Origin of the sequence: Streptomyces cylindrosporus (assembly GCF_022698165.1) — a bacterium.
Classification (GTDB): domain Bacteria; phylum Actinomycetota; class Actinomycetes; order Streptomycetales; family Streptomycetaceae; genus Streptomyces; species Streptomyces cylindrosporus.
Window position 1 is genome coordinate 114,817 of record NZ_JALDAY010000014.1, and the last position, 20,330, is coordinate 135,146.

At 69.8% G+C, this 20,330-nt stretch carries 17 protein-coding genes; all 17 read right to left on the reverse strand.

From position 1 onward, the window contains the following. Nucleotides 1-42: 42 nt before the first annotated feature. The gene (locus MQP27_RS39375) at nucleotides 43-1,155 is read right to left on the reverse strand and encodes a right-handed parallel beta-helix repeat-containing protein (RefSeq protein ID WP_242774444.1); all 1,113 of its coding nucleotides are present in this window, start codon (nucleotides 1,153-1,155) and stop codon (nucleotides 43-45) included. Between the two features lie 41 nt (nucleotides 1,156-1,196). Then, a complete protein-coding gene (locus MQP27_RS39380) occupies nucleotides 1,197-2,255 on the reverse strand; it encodes a dienelactone hydrolase family protein (protein WP_242774446.1) in 1,059 nt (352 codons plus the stop codon). Further along, nucleotides 2,242-3,279 (reverse strand): pectinesterase family protein, encoded by a 1,038-nt coding sequence (locus MQP27_RS39385; RefSeq protein WP_242774448.1) that lies wholly within the window; start codon nucleotides 3,277-3,279, stop codon nucleotides 2,242-2,244. The genes MQP27_RS39380 and MQP27_RS39385 overlap by 14 nt, the downstream gene beginning before the upstream one ends. A 1-nt stretch (nucleotide 3,280) precedes the next feature. After that, the gene (locus MQP27_RS39390; protein ID WP_242774450.1) at nucleotides 3,281-4,411 is read right to left on the reverse strand and encodes a pectinesterase family protein; all 1,131 of its coding nucleotides are present in this window, start codon (nucleotides 4,409-4,411) and stop codon (nucleotides 3,281-3,283) included. 93 nt (nucleotides 4,412-4,504) lie between these two features. After that, a complete protein-coding gene (locus MQP27_RS39395; RefSeq protein ID WP_372511427.1) occupies nucleotides 4,505-5,818 on the reverse strand; it encodes a pectate lyase family protein in 1,314 nt (437 codons plus the stop codon). A gap of 17 nt (nucleotides 5,819-5,835) precedes the next feature. Continuing rightward, on the reverse strand, nucleotides 5,836-6,621 hold the full coding sequence (locus MQP27_RS39400) for a rhamnogalacturonan acetylesterase (RefSeq protein ID WP_242774454.1): 786 nt from the start codon (nucleotides 6,619-6,621) through the stop codon (nucleotides 5,836-5,838). A 94-nt stretch (nucleotides 6,622-6,715) separates the two neighbouring features. Continuing rightward, entirely contained in the window at nucleotides 6,716-8,053 is a 1,338-nt protein-coding gene (locus tag MQP27_RS39405) for an ABC transporter substrate-binding protein (RefSeq protein WP_242774456.1), read from the reverse strand. Between the two features lie 65 nt (nucleotides 8,054-8,118). After that, nucleotides 8,119-10,110 (reverse strand): pectinesterase family protein, encoded by a 1,992-nt coding sequence (locus MQP27_RS39410; protein ID WP_242774458.1) that lies wholly within the window; start codon nucleotides 10,108-10,110, stop codon nucleotides 8,119-8,121. A 67-nt stretch (nucleotides 10,111-10,177) separates the two neighbouring features. Beyond that, entirely contained in the window at nucleotides 10,178-11,677 is a 1,500-nt protein-coding gene (locus MQP27_RS39415; RefSeq protein WP_242774460.1) for a glycoside hydrolase family 43 protein, read from the reverse strand. Beyond that, nucleotides 11,674-12,519 carry a DUF6807 domain-containing protein gene (locus MQP27_RS39420; RefSeq protein WP_242774462.1) on the reverse strand — a complete coding sequence of 282 codons (846 nt, stop codon included), beginning with the start codon at nucleotides 12,517-12,519 and terminating at the stop codon, nucleotides 11,674-11,676. The genes MQP27_RS39415 and MQP27_RS39420 overlap by 4 nt, the downstream gene beginning before the upstream one ends. Further along, nucleotides 12,519-13,664 carry a Gfo/Idh/MocA family protein gene (locus tag MQP27_RS39425; protein WP_242774464.1) on the reverse strand — a complete coding sequence of 382 codons (1,146 nt, stop codon included), beginning with the start codon at nucleotides 13,662-13,664 and terminating at the stop codon, nucleotides 12,519-12,521. The genes MQP27_RS39420 and MQP27_RS39425 overlap by 1 nt, the downstream gene beginning before the upstream one ends. After that, on the reverse strand, nucleotides 13,661-14,950 hold the full coding sequence (locus MQP27_RS39430) for a pectate lyase family protein (RefSeq protein WP_242774466.1): 1,290 nt from the start codon (nucleotides 14,948-14,950) through the stop codon (nucleotides 13,661-13,663). Before MQP27_RS39430 ends, MQP27_RS39425 begins: the two co-directional genes overlap by 4 nt. Continuing rightward, a complete protein-coding gene (locus tag MQP27_RS39435; RefSeq protein ID WP_372511428.1) occupies nucleotides 14,947-15,831 on the reverse strand; it encodes a carbohydrate ABC transporter permease in 885 nt (294 codons plus the stop codon). Before MQP27_RS39435 ends, MQP27_RS39430 begins: the two co-directional genes overlap by 4 nt. Beyond that, nucleotides 15,828-16,763 (reverse strand): carbohydrate ABC transporter permease, encoded by a 936-nt coding sequence (locus MQP27_RS39440; protein WP_242774468.1) that lies wholly within the window; start codon nucleotides 16,761-16,763, stop codon nucleotides 15,828-15,830. The genes MQP27_RS39435 and MQP27_RS39440 overlap by 4 nt, the downstream gene beginning before the upstream one ends. A gap of 132 nt (nucleotides 16,764-16,895) precedes the next feature. Next, entirely contained in the window at nucleotides 16,896-18,632 is a 1,737-nt protein-coding gene (gene araD, locus MQP27_RS39445) for an L-arabinonate dehydratase (protein WP_242774471.1), read from the reverse strand. Next, nucleotides 18,629-19,540 carry a dihydrodipicolinate synthase family protein gene (locus MQP27_RS39450; RefSeq protein ID WP_242774474.1) on the reverse strand — a complete coding sequence of 304 codons (912 nt, stop codon included), beginning with the start codon at nucleotides 19,538-19,540 and terminating at the stop codon, nucleotides 18,629-18,631. Before MQP27_RS39450 ends, araD begins: the two co-directional genes overlap by 4 nt. Beyond that, a complete protein-coding gene (locus tag MQP27_RS39455; RefSeq protein ID WP_242774476.1) occupies nucleotides 19,537-20,217 on the reverse strand; it encodes a GntR family transcriptional regulator in 681 nt (226 codons plus the stop codon). Before MQP27_RS39455 ends, MQP27_RS39450 begins: the two co-directional genes overlap by 4 nt. Nucleotides 20,218-20,330 lie beyond the last annotated feature (113 nt).

The following is a 20,330-nucleotide window of genomic DNA, read 5'->3' on the forward strand; positions in this document are numbered from 1 at the left end:
GGCAAAGAACGGGTCAAGCGCCCCGGACGGGCGGGTTCCGGTTCAGTTCATGGTGGCGCCGATCGTGCTGCTGCCCGTCGTCAGGAACGTGGTCGCGGGCAGGGTGCCGCTGGAACTGCGGGCGTTGTACGTGCTGCTCGCGTCCGTCGAGATGAACGCCGGGGTGGAGATCCCGGAGTCCCAGTTGTTGCCGGCCGAGGTGACTGCGGAGCCCTTGGTGACCGAGCCGCTGCCGTTGCCGACGGCGAGGTTCTTGCCGAGCTTGGCGGAGCTGGTGGCGAAGTAGTAGCCCCACTTGGAGTTGGCGTAGGCCGTGGTGCGGTTGATGACGATCGCGCCGGTGTTGGAGTTCTCGGTGAAGCCGTTGCCGGCGTTGCCCCAGGCCGCGGAGTTGTTGACGACGTGCGCGACGACCTCGCCGTCGCCGCCCAGCTTGTAGCCGTTGCCGTCACCCGCGAAGGCGGAGTCGGACCAGCGGTTGACGCCGTTGCCGAAGGACCAGGTGTGCTCGACGGTGACCGGCGTGGAGAAGGACCAGAAGTCGATCCCGTCGTCCGAGTTGTTGTAGAGCCGGGCGCCGGTGACCAGGTTCCCGCTGCCGGAGCCGAACTTGATGGCGATCCCGTCGGCGTTCTCGCCGTGGTTGGCGGCGTCGTAGTTGCCGTACGAGTCGATGTTCTTGACCGTGTTGTTGACGGTTCCGTCGCCGGTGAGGGTGAAGCCCGAGTCGCCGCCGTTGATGGTCTTGATGTTGTTCCAGTTGGTGCCGGTGCAGGACTGGCAGACGACCGCGCTGTCCGGGGAGTTCTGGAAGGTGATGTTGGAGACGTTCCAGTAGTCGGCGGTCAGCTTGAAGATCCAGTCGCCGGAGGGCAGCGAGGACCCGTCGATCTTCACGGTCTCCGAGCCGTACGCGGTGAGCGTGATCGGCGCGGAGGAGGTGCCGTTGGCCGTGGACTGGAGGGTGGCCGTCGGGTAGTAGGTGCCACCGCGGACCTGGATGACGGTGTCGGCGGTGGCGTTCTTGATGGCGTTGGACAGGTCGGTGGAGTTGCTGACGACCACGGTGGCGGCCTGCGCCTGGGTGGGCAGGACGGCGAGGCCGGCGCCGAGGGCGAGGGCCGCCGCGGTGGCGAGAGCGGTACGACGAGACATGGAGTGCGGTCCTTTCGTCGTGCGGGGATGGTCGGGGGGAATCACAGGACGCGGTCGAGCCAGGTGAGGACCTCGTCCTGCATGCGGTCGGTGAAGACATGGCCGAGGTCGGGCCAGGACTTCAGGTGCAACCGCTCCTCGGCGTGGCGGGAACGCCAGACGTCACGCAGCCGCTCGTGGGCTGCCCGGACGCCGTCGGCGGGGAACAGCGGATCGAGGCCGCCGTCGAAGAGGAGCATCGGCCTGGGTGCGGCGATGCTCGCCACGTCGGGGAAGTCGAGGAACCGGGACAGGCCCGGGTGGAGCATGTAGTACGCGGACTGCCCGCGCAGGATGTTGTTGCCGGGCACCGTCAGCTGCTTGAGGCCGCTCATCCAGCAGACGGCGGCGACAGCGGCGACGGCGTCGGTGAGCGCCGCGGTCTGCCAGGCACGGTAGGCGCCCATGGAGAAGCCGACGGCCGCGATCCGCCGGGGGTCCACCCGGTCGAGGCCGGCGAGGAACTCGGCGGCGCGGGCGTCCTCGCGGGCCATGAGTCCCGCGAGGGAGGAGCCGAGGTGGTAGAAGGTGCTTGCCAGGGCCTGCTGTTGCTCGTAGGCGACGGGCCCGCGGTCGCCCCAGCCGGGAGCGTCCAGGCACAGCACGACGTATCCGCGCCGGGCCAGCTCGTCACCGACGAACCGCCCGCTGAAGTGGCAGCCCGCCCAGTCCCGCGCGGAGGCGAGGCGGTCGTCGTCGTACCAGGGCCGGACGAACTTCTCCTTCCCGATGTCGAACCGGGCCCCGTGGTCATGCAGGAGCAGGACGGCGGGGAAGGGCCCGGGGCGGCCCCGCGGGGTGAGCAGGGCGCCGCGGACACGTTCGTGACGGGTGAGGGAGAGGGTGACCAACTCCCTCTCATATCCGTCGCCTTCGGAGATCCCGTCGTACTCGGGTGCGTACGGCGTCTCGTCCTGCCGCTCCACCAGCAGGTGCTCCTCGACCTTGGCGCGGGCGGTGTGCCGCCACTCCTCGAAGTCGCGGATGGGTGAAGTGCCCCAGGCGAGCGGGAAGTCGAGCTCCTTCTTCAGTGCTCGGTAGAGTCCGTCAGGAGCGCTCATACGGCCGCCAGTCGCCCAGGTAGGCCTTCCTGGTGTGCGAGCCGGCCTCCTCGGGCGTCAGCTGCGGCCGGTTCTCCGGCACCGAAATCACCGCGCCGGGCCCGGAGTTGGCGTACTCCCGAAAACGCATGGTCTGCCAGGGATAGGCGTCCCGCATGTTGGTGTAGGGCGCCACCGCGTCGATGCCGGGCCCGATCCAGGAGTCGCGGACGACCAGCGAGGGCCAGGCGGTCGTCTCGTACGACGGGACCCAGGGGCGGGCCAGCTTGTACGCCGCGTCCTCGGCGCCGGAGGTGATCCGGCAGCGGACGGCGAGGATGCCGTGCGGGTTGGCGCGGGCGGTGGAGGGGGCGAACACCATGCCTTTGGGGGTGAAGGTCACGTCCCGCTGGAGGGTGCGGAAGTGGCACTCGTCGAAGACGGCGGTGGCCCGCCCGAAGACGAAGTCGACGTCGCCCTCGATGTGGCAGCGGTGGAAGTACTGCCGGTCGAAGGCGTCGAGCGCGCTCGTGTCGACGAAGAGGGTGTCCTGGTGGGCCTGGAGGCGGACGTTCTCGAAGTACGACCGGTCGCCCGTGACGTAGGCCGCGACCGCCTGGGTGCCGGTGATGTCGGGGTGGTCGGCGCGTAGCCAGTCGTTGGCGAGGGTCAGGTCGCGGACGGTCAGGCCGGGCGCCGCGGAGGTGAAGGTGGCGGAGCCGGCCGTGCCGTAGGTGGTGCCGTCGGGCTTCTTCGTGCCGTTGGCGTTGTCGAAGACGAGGACGGCGGCGCGGGGGTCGCGGGTGGCGCCGCGGATCGTCAACCCGCCTTTGTCTGCCGGGATGTTGACGACCTCGCGATACGTGCCCGGGTGCACGACGATCGTCCGGCCGGGGCCGTCCACCGCGTCGACGGCCGCCTGTACGGAGTCGCCGGGGCGGACGTGCAGGACACGGCGGGCCGGGGTGGCCGCGAGGGCGGGCCCGGCGCCCGCGGCGAGCAGGCCTCCGGTCAGGCCCGCCAGGAGAGCGCGTCGGGTGGGCATCTCAGCAGCTCTCCTTCCAGGGCTCCCAGTCGCCGAGGTACGCCTCACGGGTCGCCGACTCGGCTTCCGCGTCGGTGAGTTGGGGCCGGTTCGCGGGGACGGTGATCCTGGCCCCCGGCCCGCTGTTGCGGTACTCGGCGAACCGCTGGCTCTGCCACGGATAGGTGTCCGACATGTTGGTGTAGGGCGCGACCGCGTCGATGCCGGCGCCGAGGTGGGTGTCCCGGACGGTGAGCATCGGGCGGGCGGTGGGGTCGGATCCGGGGACCCAGGGGCGGGCCAACTTGTAGTAGCCGTCGGGCGCTTGACTGCTTACGCTGCTCCGCGTCACCAGATAGCCGCGCGGGTTGGCGACCGCGGTGGACGGAGCGAAGACGAAGCCGTAGGGCGCGGCGGCGAGGTCGGTGCGGTTCAGCGTCCGGAAGTGGCAGCGGTCGTAGACGGCCGTGGCCCGCCCGAAGACGAAGTCGACGTCACCCTCGACGTAGCACCCCGTGTAGTACTGGCGGGCGAAGGTGCCGAGGCTCATCGAGTCGGAGTACAGGGTGTCCTGGTGGCCGAGGAAGCGGCAGTGCGCGAAGGCGCTGCGGTCGCCCTGCACCTTGATGGCCACCGCCTGGGTGCCGGTGATGTCGGGGTGGTCGGCGCGCAGCCAGTCGTTGGCGAAGGTGATCCAGCGGGCGGTGAAGCCGTCGGCCTGCACGGTGGTGGTGGCCGAGCCGGTGGTGCCGTAGGTGCCGCCGTCGGGCTTGGGGGTGCCGGCCGCGTTGTCGTACACGATCACGACATCGCGCGGGTCCTCGGAGGCACCGATCCAGGTCGCCTCCGTACGGGTGGCGTCGACGGCGACCGTCTCCCGGTAGACGCCCGGCGCGAGGACCAGGGTCCAGCCGCTGCCGGCGGCCGCGGTGACGGCGTCCTTGACGGTGGTGTGGTCGCCGCGGCCCCGGGCGTCGACGTACAGGGTCCGGTCGGTGAGGCGGGCGGCGGGCGATCCGAAGCGGCCGAAGGGGCGTCGGGGGCCGTCGGCCCGGGCCGGGGTGGACGCCAGGCCGAGCGCGGTGGCCGTCGCGGCGGTCGCGAACAGGAATCCCCTTCTGGACAGGGGGAGTTGGCGGTGGTGCGAGGACATGCGGGTGCTCCTTGGAAGTGCGGCTCAAGCAGGGGTTTCCTCGCGTGGGGGGATGGGGCCGGGGCGGCGGGCGCCCCGGCCGGTACGGCGGTGTCAGCAGAGGTTGCCGGCGCCCGCGCCGCGGTCGACGATGCCCGGCACCTTCTTCGCCGGGTCGATCCTCGTGCGCAGGGTGGGTGTCCAGCCCGCGCCCGACTGGAGGATCTCCGTGGGCACTTCGGCGTTGTGGACGGCGATCAGGTCGGTGAGCTCACCGTTCACGTAGTTGTCGTCGGCGGTCAGCGGCGCTTCCTTCCACTTCTTCAGGATCGAACCGGCGCTCACCCCGTCGGCCAGCGTGAACGCGTTGTGCTCGGCGACGAGTTGGGACTCCATGCCGATGCCGTAGCTGTAGGAGAAGCCGTCCTCGGCGACGAAGTGGTTGTTGTACGAGTCGACCTGGCCGAAGCGGACGCGCGGAGCCCGCTCCACCAGGTTCGAGAACAGGTTGTGGTGGAAGGTGACCTTCAGATGCCCCCGGTCGACGGCGGCCGTCGAGGCGCTGTCGCTGTTGCCGATCAGGATCGTCTTGTCGTGGTCCTCGAAGACGTTCCAGGAGGCGGTCACGTAGTCGGCGCCCTTGACGATGTCGAGCTCGCCGTCGTGCTGCTCGTAGATCCTTCCGAAGTAGTACGGCAGCGTGCTGTCCGGGTGGTCGCCGTCGGTGAAGGTGTCGTGGTCCATCCACACATGGGTCGACCCGTAGACGACGGCGCTGTCGTACTCGGAGTTCCAGTTGCCGTCGGCGGTGTCGGTCGGGTCCCACTGCGGGAAGCAGTCGAGCGGGCTCTCGAAGGCGAGGTTGCGCACGATGACGTTGTCGACGCCCTTGATCTGCAGGCTGGCGCCCTTGAAGCCGGCGTCCTTGCCGATGCCGATGATCGTGGTGTTGGCCGGGATGTCCGCCTTGATGTAGGCGTCTTGCTGGGCGGCGGAGGCGCGGCGCAGGCCCTCGGGGCTGTCGTCGGGCTCGGCGTCGAGCGTCTTGTCGTGGCCCCAGACGGCGGGGTCGTACGTGGCGAGGTAGGCGTCGAAGTCGTACCCGGCCACCGCGAACGAATCGCAGCTCGGCCCGTCGGCGTCGATGGTGCCCTTCACCTTGATGATCTTCGGCGCGCTGCCTCCGGCGGCGAGGGCGGCCCTGAAGCCGGCCCAGTCGGTGACGGTGTAGACGTGCGCGGAGTCGGCGGCCGAGCCGCCGGTGGTGCCGGTGCCGTAGGAGCCCCAGCCGTCGTTCGCGCCCAGCACCTGACGGGCGAGGTCCCGGGGCTGGGCCTCGGCGGCGGAGGTCCCGGTGACGCCGAGCACCAGGGCGGTGCATCCCACGAGGGACGCTATGACGCGTCCATGACATTTCTGTGTACGCACTGTGCGGCTCTCCTCAGCTATGCGGGTGGCCAGGTGATCCAGGAGGTGGGGATGGACTGGTGCAGCCGGATGACGTCGTGCCGGTCCAGCACCCGCGTGCGCAGTGACTCCCGCGCCACGAGCCGGGCCACGGCGATGGCCCCCGGCGGATTGAAGTGCGTGTTGTCCTGCTCGGTGTCCGTCCAGTTGAAGTACGTCTTGGTCGCCTCCACCCCGAGCGACTGCCACAGCGCGAGCGACAGCGCCTCGATGTCGAGCAGCGGGACCTGTTGCTGTGCGGCGAGCGCGCGCATCGCCGCCGGGTAGTCGCCGTGGGTCGGCACGGCGTTGCCGTCCGCGTCGAACTTCCGCCGCTCGACGGGCGTGGCGAGCACGGGCCGGGCCCCCTTGGAGCGGGCACCCTCGATGTACAGCCGCAGATAGTCCTGGTACGTGGTCCAGGGCTCGGTGTAGCGGGTGGGATCGGCGCTCTTCTCGTCGTTGTGCGCGAACTGGACGAGAAGGAGATCGCCGGGCCGGATGAGCCCGAGAATGGCGTCGAGCCGGCCTTCGTCGACGAAACTCTTCGAACTCCGCCCGTTCACGGCGTGATTGGCGACGGAAAGACCTTCCCGAAGGAAGAACGGGAGCGCCATGCCCCACCCGGTCTCCGGGGCGGCGTCGGCGTATTTCTGGGCGGCGGTGGAATCACCGGCGATGTAGAGAGTGCGGTGGCGCTGCGCTGCTTGAGCGGGACTGCCCGCGAGCGCGAGAGGAACGGCGGCAAGAGCGGCCGCGGTGATCTGTCGACGGGTAACTGACAAGACCGTGCACCTTTCCAAGCCAAGGGGCGCGGGGAACTGCGCGACCAGCCACAACCAACCGGCAGTCCCCCACAAACCGCATCCACCCGAAACCTCAGTGATTCTTCTTCCAGTCCGCCTGAGCCTTGTTCAGCTGATCGGCCAGCGTGTCCAGAAATTCCTTCACGCTCATCTTCCCGAGCAGCACCTTCTGGAAGTTCGGCTCGTTGTCGGCCTTGGAAATGGTGTTCCAGTCCGGCAGGTAGTACGGCAGCTGCACGATCTTCGTACCGTCACCGTTCAACGCCTCGGCCGCCAGCTTCGTCGGCTCGGCCTTCTGGATCCACGCGTCCTGCGCGGCCTCCGTGTTCGCCGGAATCTGCCCCGCCGACTCGTTGAACTTCGAGTTCTCCGCGTGCGACACGGCGAATTCCACGAACTTCCACGCGGCCGCCTTGTTCTTGCTGGACTTGAAGACACTCAACCCGTCGACGGGGTTGGATATCTGCACCCGGGTGCCGTCGTCCTGCGTCGGGTTGGGCAGCCCCCGGAACTTGTCGGCACCGAGCGCCTTCAGATGGTCCTGGTAGGAGCCGAGGTTGTGGCTCAGCATGCCGATCGTGCCGCTGTCCCACTGCGCGACCATCTTGGTGAAGTCGTTGTTGACGTCGGCGGACGGCGTGTCCTTCTTGTACAGCGCGACGTACTTCTCCAACGCGGCGACGTTCTTGGGGTCGTTGACGGTCGTCGTGTCGCCGTTCCAGAACGAGGTGATCCCGCTCTGGCTGTACGCGGCGTCCAGCGCCGGCGCGATCGACCCCTCACCGCCGCGGATCGTGAACCCGAACTCGTTCTTGCCCTTGTTCGTGAGCTTGTCGGCGGCCGTGTAGAACTTCGACCACGTGGTCGGCGCGTCGAGGCCGGCCTTCTTGAACAGGTCCGTCCGGTACCACAGCGTGCCGTTGTTCGACGAGGTCGGGATCTGGTACAGCTTGCCGCCGCCACCGGCGGCCCTGCTGCTGTCCAGCAGGTTCTGGCTCAGCTTGCCGTTGAGCGAGCTCTTCGCCAGCCGGCTGTCCAGCGGCTCCAGCGCCCCCTGGACGGCCACCTCGGCGAGCATCGCCGTGCCGACCCCGCCGACGTCCGGCAGGCCGCCGCCCTGGATGGCCGTGTCGTACTTGGACTGCGCGCTCGCCGCGGGGATGCCGACGTACTTGACCTTGATGTCCGGGTTGGCCTTCTCGAAGTCGGCGATGATCTCCTTCCAGATGTCGGTACGGACACCGCCGTTGTTGTCCCAGAAGGTGATCTCGCCCTTGCCGGAGCCCTCGTTCCCCTTGTCCCCCGCGCTGCCGCTGCCGTCGTCGCCGCAGGCGGTGGCGGTCAGCGCGAGCACGGAGCCCAGGGCGACGGCGATGGCGGCGCGCCTGCTTCTGCGGATGCTGCTCTTCATTGGTCGGCTCTCTTCTTCTGGATCCAGCGGAGATATGAAGTTGTGGGGGGTCTGCAACGCGCTGTTCAACGGCGGGCGTGGGGCGCCCAGTTGTCGCCGCCCTCGAGGTAGTCGGCGACGGTGTGGGTGCGCGCGTCGGCGTCGCTCATCTGCGGGCGGTCGGCCGTGACGCCCGCGCCCGGCCCGAAGTTCCGGTACTCCGCGAACCGCGCGTCCTTCCACGAGAACCCGCTCATGTCGGTCCACGGAGACGTCTTGACCGCGGCCGGCAGCTCGGTGTCCCGGATCAACACCTGTGCGACGGCGGCCGGTTCACCGCCTGGGTGCCACGGCCGCCCCAGGTGGAAGGACTGCTCCGGCGCGTCGCTCACGACCTTCGACCGGGTGATCAGGAACCCGTACGGGTTGCCCGCCCAGGTCGAAGCGGCCGTCATATAGCCGTTGTTGGTGCTGGACCCCCGGCTCAGCAGCCGGATCACCGACCGCTCGATCACGGTCGTGGCCCGCCCGTAGACGAAGTCGACGTCGCCCTCGATGTACGAGTCGCGGACGTAGACCCGGCTGATCGCGTCCAGCTTCGGGCTGTCGGTCATCAGCGTGTCCTGGTTGCCCAGGAAGGCCGTGTCCTCGAAGACGATCCGGTCGCCGGTCGTCTTCATCGCGAGGGCCTGCTCGCCGTTCAGGTCGACCGCGGCCTCGTCGAAGTCGTTGCTGAAGGTGAGGTGGCGGGCGGTGACGTCGTTCGCCGCGATCCGCACGGTCGCGCTGCCCGTCGAACCCCCGTACTCGGCGGGCGTGTCGTAGACGATGACGGTGTCCGAGCGGTCCCGGCCGGTGCCCTGCAGCACGAGGTTCGGCTTGGTCGCGGGGACGTAGACCTTCGCCCGGTACGTGCCGGGCGCGACGGCGATCGTCACGGGCACGGAGTTCCCGTCCGGCACGGCGTCCACCGCGGCCTGCACGGTCGGGTACTCCCCGGGGACGTGCAGCGTGACCCCGATCTGCCGCTGCGGCCCGGAGAAGCGCTTCACCAACGCCGGTACGGCGGCGGCCGGGTCTAGCCGGTAGTCGTAGAACTCCCGCGGATCGAAGGCGGCACCCCACTCGTCGGTCCGCCCGGTCGTGTTCTTCAGGATCGACCCGCGCTGCACCAACTCCGCGGTGGCGTCGGCCTGGTAGGGGTGCTGGATCCCGTCGTAGTAGCTGTTCTCGATGACCATCTTCGTGTGGCCGCGGGACCAGTTCCCGTACGTCCAGACCGGGTCGCCGTCGGCCACCTGGTTCGAGAGGTAGTTGTTGTAGAGGTGGGCGTAGGCGCAGTTGTCGGCCGACGGGTTGCGCTGCTTGGTGCCCGTGAACCAGTTGTGGTCGATGGTGACCTGTGTCATGACGTTCGTCGTCCAGCCGATCCCGAACGCCTTGTTGTGGTTGCTGAATTGGTTGTACGAGACGGTGATGTACTGGCTGTCCTTGCGCAGGTCGATCAGCCCGTCGCCCATGTGCGTGAGGCGGTTGTGGTCGATCCACACGTGGTCGACGGTGTCGAGCTGGATCGCGTCGAAGTCCTGCGTCTTGCCGTCCCAGTCGCCCTCGACGTAGGAGTCCCGGATCGTCAGGTTGCGGATGATGACGTTGTGCGTACCGGGGTTGAGATGCAGTTCCCCGTGCAGGATCTCGCCGCTGTCGCCGACGCCGATGATGGTCTTGTCCGAGCCGACGACGACGTTCGAGCCGAAGGGCTCGACGGCGATCGACCCCGACACCCTGATGACATACGGCTCTTCGGCCGCCGCGTACTTCACGAGTGAGGCCTGGTCGGTGACCGTCACGACCTCTCCGCCCGCGCCACCGGTGGTGCCACCGGCGAGGGAGGCGAAGCCGTGCGCCTGGTCGCTGAAACGGTCGGCGGCGACAGACGCCTTCAGCGGAACCGCGGCCCTGGCCTGTCCGATCGCCCCGAGGCTCAGCGCGGCCACCAGCCCGATCACGGCGGCCAGTACCCGGCCGGCTCCCGGTCTCGATCCTGGCAAGCGCTTGCTATGGAGGTGCTGCGTCATTGCGGCTCCCAACAGGCGTACAGATGCGGTGGGTTACTGGTGGGTCACTGCGCTGGGTGGCGCTGGGCTACAAGGAGTCGATCCTGAAGTGCGTGAAGGTTGCCGCCCCGGCGTGCCCCGACCCGACGGGCGCGAGCGCGAACAGCCCCAGCAGGGCGCCGACCCAGCGCCAGGGGGTGGCGGCGAAGACGGGCCCGGACGGCCGCGGGCCGTCGCCGACGTCGGAGAGGAACCGGCAGCGCGCCCCGGCCCCGATCTCGATCCGCAGCCGCACCCGCCCCTCGGGCGCGAGCCGCGGCAGGTCGGCGTCCCGCTCCCTCTCGGCGACGCCTTCCGCGAACCGGTGCACGACCTGGACCGTCCCGTCGGCCCCGCGCTCCAGCCCGATCCACCCGAACGCGTCCCCGAGCACCGCGAGCCCGGCCCGCGCCCCCGGCTCCTCGCTGTGCAGCTCCAGTCCGACCTCGACGGCGGACGGCGCCCCGGGCAGCCGCTGGGTGAGGACGTTCGGGAGTTTCCGCAGGTCATGGGCGTCGACCGAGCGGACGCAGGACAGCCGTAGCCCGTCCCCGGAGTGGTGCGGAGCCCAGCCGTCCTGGGGGTTGGCGGTCCAGCTCCACTGGCGGCCGAAGCGTCCCCCGGGGAAGTCGTCGTCGGTGGCGGGCGCGGCGGCCGGCTGCGGCGGAAGGGCGGGCTTGCGGTGTACGGCGACGGGGGCCCCGTCGTCCCCGAGCACGGGCCAGCCCTCCGGACCCCAGCGCATCGGCTGGAGGTGCACGACACGGCCGTACGCGCCCCGCTGCTGGAAGTGCAGGAACCAGTCCTCGCCCGACGCCGTGCGCACCCAGCCGCCCTGGTGCGGTCCGTTGACCTCGGTGTCCTTCTGTTCCAGGACGATCCTCTCCTCGTACGGCCCGAAGAAGCCGCGCGAGCGGAAGGCGCCCTGCCAGCCGGTCTCCACTCCCCCGGCGGGGGCGAGGATCCAGAACCAGCCGTCATGCTTGTACAGCTTGGGACCCTCAAGGGTGAACCACCCCGGTATCCGGTCGCCGTCGACGATCAGCTTGCCCTCGTCGAGAAGTGACGTCCCGTCAGGTGCCATGCGGTGGCCGGTGAGGCGGTTCTTGACGCCGGAGCGGGACTTGGCCCAGGCGTGCACGAGGTAGGCCTCGCCGGTCTCCTCGTCCCACAGGGGGCAGGGGTCGATCAGGCCCTTGCCCTCCTTCACCAGGTGCGGGCTGGTCCAAGGGCCCCTGATCTCGGGGGCGTTGATCTGCAAGATGCCCTGGTCGGGGTCGCCCCAGAAGATCCAGAACCGTTCGTCGTGATGGCGGATCGACGGCGCCCAGACCCCGCAGTCGTGCCGGGGGACGGCGAACTCGGCCGCGGGTTCCAGGTGTTGGAGGGCGTGGCCGACCAGGGTCCAGTTGACCAGGTCGCGCGAGTGCAGCAGGGGCAGGCCGGGGACGCGGCCGAAGCTGGAGGCGGTGAGGTAGAAGTCCTCGCCGACGCGGACGACATCGGGGTCGGACCAGTCGGCGTTCAGGATCGGATTCGTGTACGTCACTGGCTCACCGCCTTGCGTACCAGGGCCGTTGCCTCGTCGTGGCCGAGACGGCCGTCGGCGACGACGGTCACGACGCGCCGTACGACGGTGTCGCCCGGCTCGATCGGCAGCCGCTCGTCGTGCGCCAACGACGAGCCCACGCCCGGGTATTCGGCGGTGCGCACGAACCACGGGTCGCGGCGGGTCTGTTCGGTGGCGCCGGCGAAGACGAGGGTCCAGTTCGCGCCCGCGAGGGCCAGCCAGTCGGCGCGGGAGCCGTGGACCTCGCTCTCGCCCTCGCGGTCGGGAGTGAAGACGTCCGGTGCCCGCCGCTCCTTGCGGGCGCGCCAGAAGAAGCCGCCGTACGCGGCGCCGGGGCGGCCGTTGGTGGCCGGGCTGCCGATGGAGAGCAGGCCGCCCGTGACGTTGGTGAGGGAGAAGGTGAAGTCCAACGCCCAGGCGGAGTCGGTCAGTTCGGTGGCCGCGACGGTCCTGCGCTCGCGCAGCAGCTCGGCTCCCGAGGCGACCCAGCGCAGCTCCTCCACGAAGCCGTCGGGGTCGCGGAGCTGGAAGGAGCTGTGGCGCTGGGCGCCGTGGTTGTCCAGCTCGGTCGGGCCCTGCTCGCGGACGTACGTCCGGCCGCCCCAGAAGTTGTGCCCCTCGACGTCGGGAACGGCGACACCGACGCCGAGGTGGTGGATGTGGTCGACGGGGCTCAACTCGGTGACCGCCGTGCCGGCCAGGGTGGTGACGGGGTGGAGGTAGGGGCGCGGGGAGAGCCGGGCGGGAAGTTCGGGCCGGGTGACGTATCGGCCGACCGGGCGGCCCGCGACGCGCAGGACCGGCGAGTCGTTGGTCGTCATCAGGTGCTCACCTCTTTCGGTAGGGCCCAGGTGGCGCCGAGCTCGGAGTAGGTGGAGAGGGTGTCCGCGCAGGCCGCGACGAGTGCGTCGATGCCAGGGACGACCCTGCGGTCCTCGTCGGGGATCAGGTGCCAGGCCTCGGCCGGCATGGCGGTCGGGTCGGGGGACTGTCGAATCGCTTCAACAACCGTCATGAAAGCGCCCGTCGAGTCGGGTGTGACCAGGAGTTCCGTGCCGTCGGTGAGGTGGTCGGCGAGGTTCTCCAGCAGGTCGGTGCGGCCGTACTCGTACTCCTCGGGGCCGTGGTCGGCGCGCTGGAGCAGGACGCGGTCCTGCTTGTACCAGAAGGTGATCCGGCCGCGGGTGCCGTGCAGGAGGACGTACGGCTCGGCGTCGCGTTCGGCGCACAGCGTGGCGGCGACGGTGATCCGGCGGCCCTGCGCGGTGCTGACGCGGACGCAGGAGGTGTCGTCGGACTCGATGTCGTTGGCGCGCAGCAGCTCCAGCTCGATGTCGGTGACGTCCTCGGCGCGGGTGGAGCCGTTCAGCGCGAGGGCGGTGGCGACGGCGTGCGCGAGGGGGTTGGTCAGCACGCCGTCGATGACGTCCACGCCGTTCAGCCGCCGCTTACCGGCCCAGGGCGCACGCCGGTAGTACGCCTGGGCACGCACCCAGGCCCCGGCCCCGCCGATCCCGACGACCTCGCCGATCGCTCCCTCGTCGACCATCTCCCGGATCGCCGGCACGGCGTGCGAGCCCAGCGACTGGAAGCCGATCTGGCAGGCCACGCCCGCCGCGGCGACCCCGTCGGCCATCCGGCGGAACTCCGCGTACGAGGGCGCGGGCGGCTTCTCCAGCAGTACGTGCACGCCCTTGCGGGCGGCGGTCAGCGCCAGGTCGGTGTGGGTCGGGATCGGCGTGCAGATCACCGCGATCCGGGCCCCGGTGGAGTCGAGGAGCGCGCCGAAGTCCGGGGACTGCTCGGGTGTGCCGAGCCCGTCGGGGATCTCGTCGGCGGCGAGCGGGGTCAGCTCGCAGATCCCCGCCAGCCGGACGATGCCCTTGTCCTGGAGCCGGCGGATGTTGTCCAGGTGCCAGCGGCCGTGGCCGCGCGCGCCCGCCAGGACGATGTCTACGGTGCTCATGGGATCCTCCCCGCGCCCGCGCCGCGCGCCACCTCTCGGTCGGCCGTCGCGGCGCTGTCGATCTTTCCGTGCAGGGTAGGCGTCCAGCCGACGTCCGCGGTCAGGTCGCGCTCGCTGCCGGAGTTGTAGGCGTCGTAGATGGCCAGGAGGTCGACCGGGTAGCCGTTGAAGAGGGTGCCCGTCTGGTGGAGGGCGGTGCCGTTCCAGCTCTTCACGAGGTCGACGACCTCGATGTGCCCCGGGGTGTGGAAGGCGTTGTTCTCGGCGTAGATCCCGGACTCCGTCGACACGCCGAGCGAGTAGCGGTACTCGCTGCCCTCTGGGACCACGTACCGGTTGTCGTAGACGTGCACCTGCCCGAAGCGGACGCGTGGCGCGCGCTGGACGACGGACTCGAACTGGTTGTGGTGCAGGGTCACGCGCAGCTTGCCGCGGTCCCCGGTCGCCGAGTCGCTGTTGCCGATGAGCATCGCCTTGTCGTGGTCCTGGAAGCGGCTCCAGGAGACGGTGACCAGGTCGGAGCCGTTGGTGATGTCCAGCAGGCCGTCGTGGCGGAGGTAGTTGCGGGCGAAGTAGGTGGGCTCGTCGGCGTCCGGGTGGCCCTTGTCGCTCGCGGTGACGTGGTCGATCCAGACGTGTGTGGCGCCGGTCAGCCAGATGTTGTCGTACGACGTCTTCCAGTCGCCGAGGCCGCCGGTGTTGGGCTGCCAGACGGGGAAGCAGTCGTAGGCGTCGCGCAGGTCGAGGTTGCGGATGATGACGTTGTTCGCGTTCTTGACCTGGAGGTTCACCCCCTTGAGGACGGCGGAGTCGCCGAGGCCGACGATGGTGGTGTTGGAGCCGACGGGCAGGGTGACGCGCTCGGCCTGCCTGGCCGCGGAGGCCTGGCGGGCGTCCTCCTGGGCGCCGCTGGGCTTGGCGGAGCCCCAGGTGCGCGGGTCGTAGGCGGCGAGGTACTTCTTGAGGCTGTAGCCGTCGGTGGCGTAGTCGGCGCAGTCCAGGTGGTGGCCGTCGTCGTCGGTGTTGGCGTCGATGGTGCCGGCGACCTTGATGATCTTCGGGGTGTCGCTGCCGCCGTCGAGGGCGCGGACCAGGCCGGCCCGGTCGGTGACGGTGTGGACATGGGCGTCGTCGGCCGCGGATCCGCCGGTGGTGCCGGTGCCGTACGCCGCCCAGCCGTCGTTCGCGGGCAGGGTGTCGCGGCTGATGTCCCTCGCTTCCGCGTGCGCGGGGACGCAGAGCACTCCCAACACGACTGTCGCGACTGCGATCTGACGGAGCCTCATCCCTTCACCGCCCCCGCGCTGAAGCCGGTGATCAGCCACTTCTGGATGAAGGCGAACACGATCACCACGGGTACGGCGGCGATGATGCCGCCCGCCGCCAGGGCGCCCAGGTCCACGCTGTCCGCACTCATCAGGGTGTTCAGGCCGACCGGGATGGTCTGCTTGCTCTGGTCGCTCAGGAACATCAGGGCGAACAGGAAGTGGTTCCAGGCGTGCACGAAGGCGAAGGAGCCGACGGCTATCAACCCGGGCCGAAGCAGCGGGAGTACGACGATCCGGAAGGCCGTGAAGCGGTTGCAGCCGTCGACCCAGGCGGCCTCTTCGAGCGAGTACGGCACGTTCCGGATGAAGCCGCTGATCAGGATCATCGACAGCGGCAGCTGGAAGACCGTCTCGGCGATGATCACGCTCGCCAGGGAGTTGATCATCCGCAGGTTGGCGAAGATCTCGAAGAGCGGCACCAGGAGCAGCGCGCCCGGCACGAACTGCGTGCAGAGCAGGGCCAGCATGAACGCCTTCTTGATCCGGAAGTCGAACCGGGCGAGGGCGTAGCCGCCGGCCAGCGCGACCAGGGTCGTCATCACCAGGGTCGCGACGCCGACCAGCACGCTGTTCTGGAAGTAGGTGCCGAACGCCCGCTCGTTCCAGACCTTCTCGAAGTGGTCGAAGGTCATCGGCCAGGGCACGAGGGAGGTCGAGCCGGCCGGGCGGAGCGCGAAGAGCAGGATCCAGTAGAAGGGGATCAGGGTGAAGAGGAGGTAGATCGACAGGGGTACGTAGATGTGCCATCGGGGGACCTCGTCCCAGGCGCGGCGCTTTCCGCGTGACTTGGCCGGGCGGGGCTCCACTCGCTCGGGAGCGGGTGCGATCTCGGTGATCACTTCTCGTCGCCTCCGAACTTGCTCAGCCGCAGATAGACCATCGAGCAGAAGAGCAGGATCACGAACGCCACCGTGGTCAGAGCGGATGCGTAGCCGAAGTTGTGCGCGTCGACGCTGGTGTTGGCGATGTACAGCGGGAGGGTGGTGGTCTCCCCCGCCGGTCCGCCGCCGGTCAGGGTGTAGAGCAGGTCGACGTTGTTGAACTCCCACACCGCGCGCAGCAGCGTCGACAGGACGATGGCGTCCTTCAGGTGCGGCAGCGTGATGTGCCAGAACTGCTTGAGGCGGCTCGCGCCGTCCACCTCGGCGGCCTCGTACAGGTCCTTCGAGACGGACTGGAGGTCGGCGAGGATGAGGATCGCGAAGAAGGGGACGCCTCGCCAGAGGTCGGCGACGATCGCCGCGGGGAAGACGGTCGAGGTGTCCGACAGCCAGCTGGTGCCGTACGAGCCGATGCCCGCGTCGGCGAGGTAACGGGTGATGCCCGTCTGGGAGTTGTAGAGCAGCACCCAGATCGCGGAGGTCAGCACACCGGAGACGGCCCACGGGGAGAAGACCAGGGCCCGGCCGAGCGCCCGCCCCACGAAGGTCTGGTTGACGATGAGGGCGAGTGCCAGGCCGAAGAGCAGCTGGAGCCCGACCTCGACGATGACCCACTTGGCGCTGAAGGTGAGCGTGTCCCAGAACTGGGTGTCCTTGGTGAAGATCTGGACGAAGTTGTCGAAGCCCGCGTAGCCGTTGCGCCATGGCTTGGTGGGGTTGAAGTTCTGCAGGCTGTAGTAGAAGACGCTGAGGACCGGGTAGGCGATGAAGCCCAGCATCAGCAGGGCCGCCGGCGCGATCAGCAGGTACGGGAGCCTGCGGGGCGTGGCGGAGGCACGGCGCCGCCGGGGTGGCGCGGGCGGTTTCGCCACGGCTGCGGCTTGGGCCATGACAGGGTCTCCGTTCTCGGTACGGAAAGCGCTTGCTCGCTGTACGTGGGTGCCACTTGCGGTTTGTGTGGCGGGTGCGGCTATGGGTGTGGCTGGTCGCGCAGTTCCCCGCGCCCCTGGGGGTTGGCCCGCTCAGCCGGCGTACGGGTCCGGGACCTTGCCCGGGCCGGCCAGGAACTCGAAGTCGCAGCCGGTGTCGGCCTGGGTGATCTGCTCGTTGTAGAGCGCTCCGTAGCCGCGCTCGTAACGGGTGGGCGGTGGCGTCCAGTTCGCCCGGCGCCGCGCCAACTCCTCGTCGTCCACGTTGAGTTGGAGGGTGCGGGCCTCGACGTCGAGGGTGATGAGGTCCCCGGTGCGGACGAGGGCCAGCGGGCCGCCGACGTACGACTCGGGGGCGATGTGCAGCACGCACGTGCCGTAACTCGTGCCGCTCATGCGGGCGTCGGAGATGCGGACCATGTCCCGTACGCCCTGCTTGAGCAGGTGGTCCGGGATCGGGAGCATGCCGTACTCGGGCATGCCGGGGCCGCCCTTGGGTCCCGCGTTGCGCAGCACCAGGACGCTGTCGGCGGTGATGCCCAACTCCGGGTCGTTGATGGTGCGTTGCATGGTCCTGTAGTCGTCGAAGACGACCGCGGGACCGGTGTGCTTCAGCAGGTGCTGCTCGGCGGCGATGTGCTTGATGACGGCGCCGTCCGGGCAGAGGTTGCCGCGCAGGACGGCGACTCCGCCCTCGGCCGCGACCGGGTTCTCGCGGGTGCGGATGACGTCGTCGTCGTGGACGACGGCACCCTCCAGCTGCTCGCCCAGGGTGCCGTTGACGGTCGGCCGGTCCAGGTGCAGCAGGTCGGTGATCCGGGAGAGGAAGGCGGGCAGTCCGCCGGCGAAGTGGAAGTCCTCCATCAGGTACGTCCGTCCGCCGGGCCGGACGTTCGCCAGCACCGGCACGGTACGCGCGATGCGGTCGAAGTCGTCGAGGGTGAGCCGGACGTGCGCCCGGCCGGCCATGGCGATCAGGTGGATGACGGCGTTGGTGGAGCCGCCGAGCCCGAGCACCGTCGTGACGGCGTCCTCGAAGGCCTCGCGGGTGAGGATCGCGGACGGCCTGAGCCCGGTCCAGGCGAGCTCCACGGCCCGGCGTCCGGAAGCGGCGGCCATCCGCTCGTGCCCGGACTCGACGGCCGGGATCGAGGAGGCGCCGGGCAGGGTCATCCCCAGGGCCTCGGCCGCCGCGGTCATGGTGGACGCCGTTCCCATGGTCATGCAGTGACCGGGTGAACGCGCCAACCCGCCCTGCAGCTCCCGCAGTTCACAGTCCGTCAGATTGCCCGCGCGGTGCTCGTCCCAGTACTTCCACATGTCGGTACCGGACCCGAGGGTCTCCCCGCGCCAGTGCCCCGGCAGCATCGGTCCCGCGGGCACGAAGACGGACGGTACGTCGGCCGAAGTGGCCCCCATGAGGAGCGCCGGGGTCGACTTGTCGCAGCCGCCGAGCAGCACCGCCGCGTCGATCGGGTACGAGCGCAGCAGCTCCTCCGTCTCCATCGCGAGGAGGTTGCGGTAGAGCATCGGGGTCGGCTTCTGGTAGGTCTCCGACAGGGTGGCGACCGGGAACTCCAGCGGGAAGCCGCCCGCCTGCCACACGCCCCGCTTGACGGCCTCGGCGCGCTCGCGCAGATGCACGTGGCAGGGGTTGATGTCGGACCAGGTGTTGAGGATCCCGATCACCGGGCGGCCCAGGTACTCCTCGGCCTCGTAACCGAGTTGGCGCATCCGGGCGTTGTGCGACCAGGTACGCAACTGGGCCTCGGTGCCGTACCACTGATGGCTTCTCAGTTCCTCGGGGCTCATCCGCTCTCTGCCGGTCATAGCGACCACCCCGCGGCTATGGTCGCGACCTCCGCGCGTTCTTCCTCCGGCAGTTGCCTGCTCGGCGGGCGGACGTCGCGGCGGCACAGGCCCAGGGAGGCGAGGGCCTCCTTGACGACGGTGACGTTGTCGGCGGAGCCGTTCGCGGCGCGCAGTTCCTCGAAGCGGCGGATCTGCTCCCAGACCTTCATCGCGGCCGGGTAGTCGCCGGATCGAAGCGCTTCAATCATGTTCAGCGAAACGGACGGGGCGACGTTCACGAGTCCGGAGGTGAAGCCGGTGGCGCCCGCCGAGAAGTAGGAGGGGGCGTACGGCTCCGCGAGCCCCGCCACCCACACGAAGCGGTCGAGGCCGGCGTCCCGCGCGAAGGCGGCGAACTTGGCGGCGTCCGGGACGGCGTACTTGACGCCGATGACGTTCGGGCAGGCCTCGCCGAGCTGGGCGAGCCGGGCGCCGGACAGCTGCGCGTTGCGGATGTATGGGACGACGCCCAGCTCGGGGACGGCCTCGGCGATGGCGCGGTGGTAGTCGACCCAGCCGGCCTGGGAGACGTACGGGTGGACGGGCTGGTGGACCATCACCATCCCGGCGCCGAGTTCGCGGGCGTGCCGGGCGGAGGCGACGGCGGTGGGCACGTCGTGGCCGACGCCGACGAGGATCGCGGCGCGCTCGCCGGCCTCGTCGACGGTCAACTCCGTTACGAGGCGGCGCTCTTCGGGGGTGAGGGCGTAGAACTCGCCGGTGTTCCCGTTCGGGGTGAGGATCCTGATCCCGCCCTCCAGCAGCCGACGCAGCAGGGTCCGGTGGGCGTCGGCGTCGACGGAGCCGTCCTCGGCGAACGGGGTCACCGGGATCGCCACCACGTCGGCCAGGGCCGCCCGCTGGGACTCGAACGTCACGCTGCTCATTCCTTGCCTTCCTCTGCCTGGTCGAGGGCCTGTTCGTCGAGGCGGGCGCCGGGGAAGGCTCGCTGCACGAACGACGCGATGTGGTCGTGGAGGGCACGGCCGGCGCCCTCGGCGTCGCCCTCCAGGGCGAGCCGCAGGATCTCCCGGTGCTCGCCGGCCTCCCGTTCCCAGGAGGGCTGGGCGGCCCAGGCGACGGCGGAGACCAGGGCGGCCTGGTCGCGGACCTCGTCGAGCATCCGACCCAGCAGCGGGTTGCCGCAGGGCAGGTAGAGGGCGCGGTGGAACTCCCGGTTGGCGAGGGAGCGTTCGGCGGTGTCGGTGGCGTCGTCGGCCCTGGTCAGGGCGTCCCGCGCGGCATCGAGGGAGGCCCCTCGCCGCACGGCCCGCTTCAGCGCCTCGGGCTCCAGGAGCAGCCGTACGTCGTAGACCTCGCGCGCCATGTCCGCGTCCACCATGCGCACCGTGACGCCCTTGTACTGGCTCATCACGACGAGCCCGGTCCCGGCGAGGGTCTTGAGCGCCTCGCGCACCGGGGTCTTCGACACCCCGAACTGCGCGGCGAGCTCCGTCTCGACCAGGGCCTGACCGGGCGTCAACTGCCCGGTGAGGATGCGGTGCTTGATCGCGTCCAGCACGAACTGCGTGCGGGACGGGATCGGCATGGGCACAGAGGTCATGCGCGCCTCTCGGAAGTCACGTGTCTGATCTCGCGTATCTGATCTCGCGTATCGCGTCTCATATATGACGTACGAAGTACGACGCGTTGAAGGTAGGAGGGGGCGCATGTTTC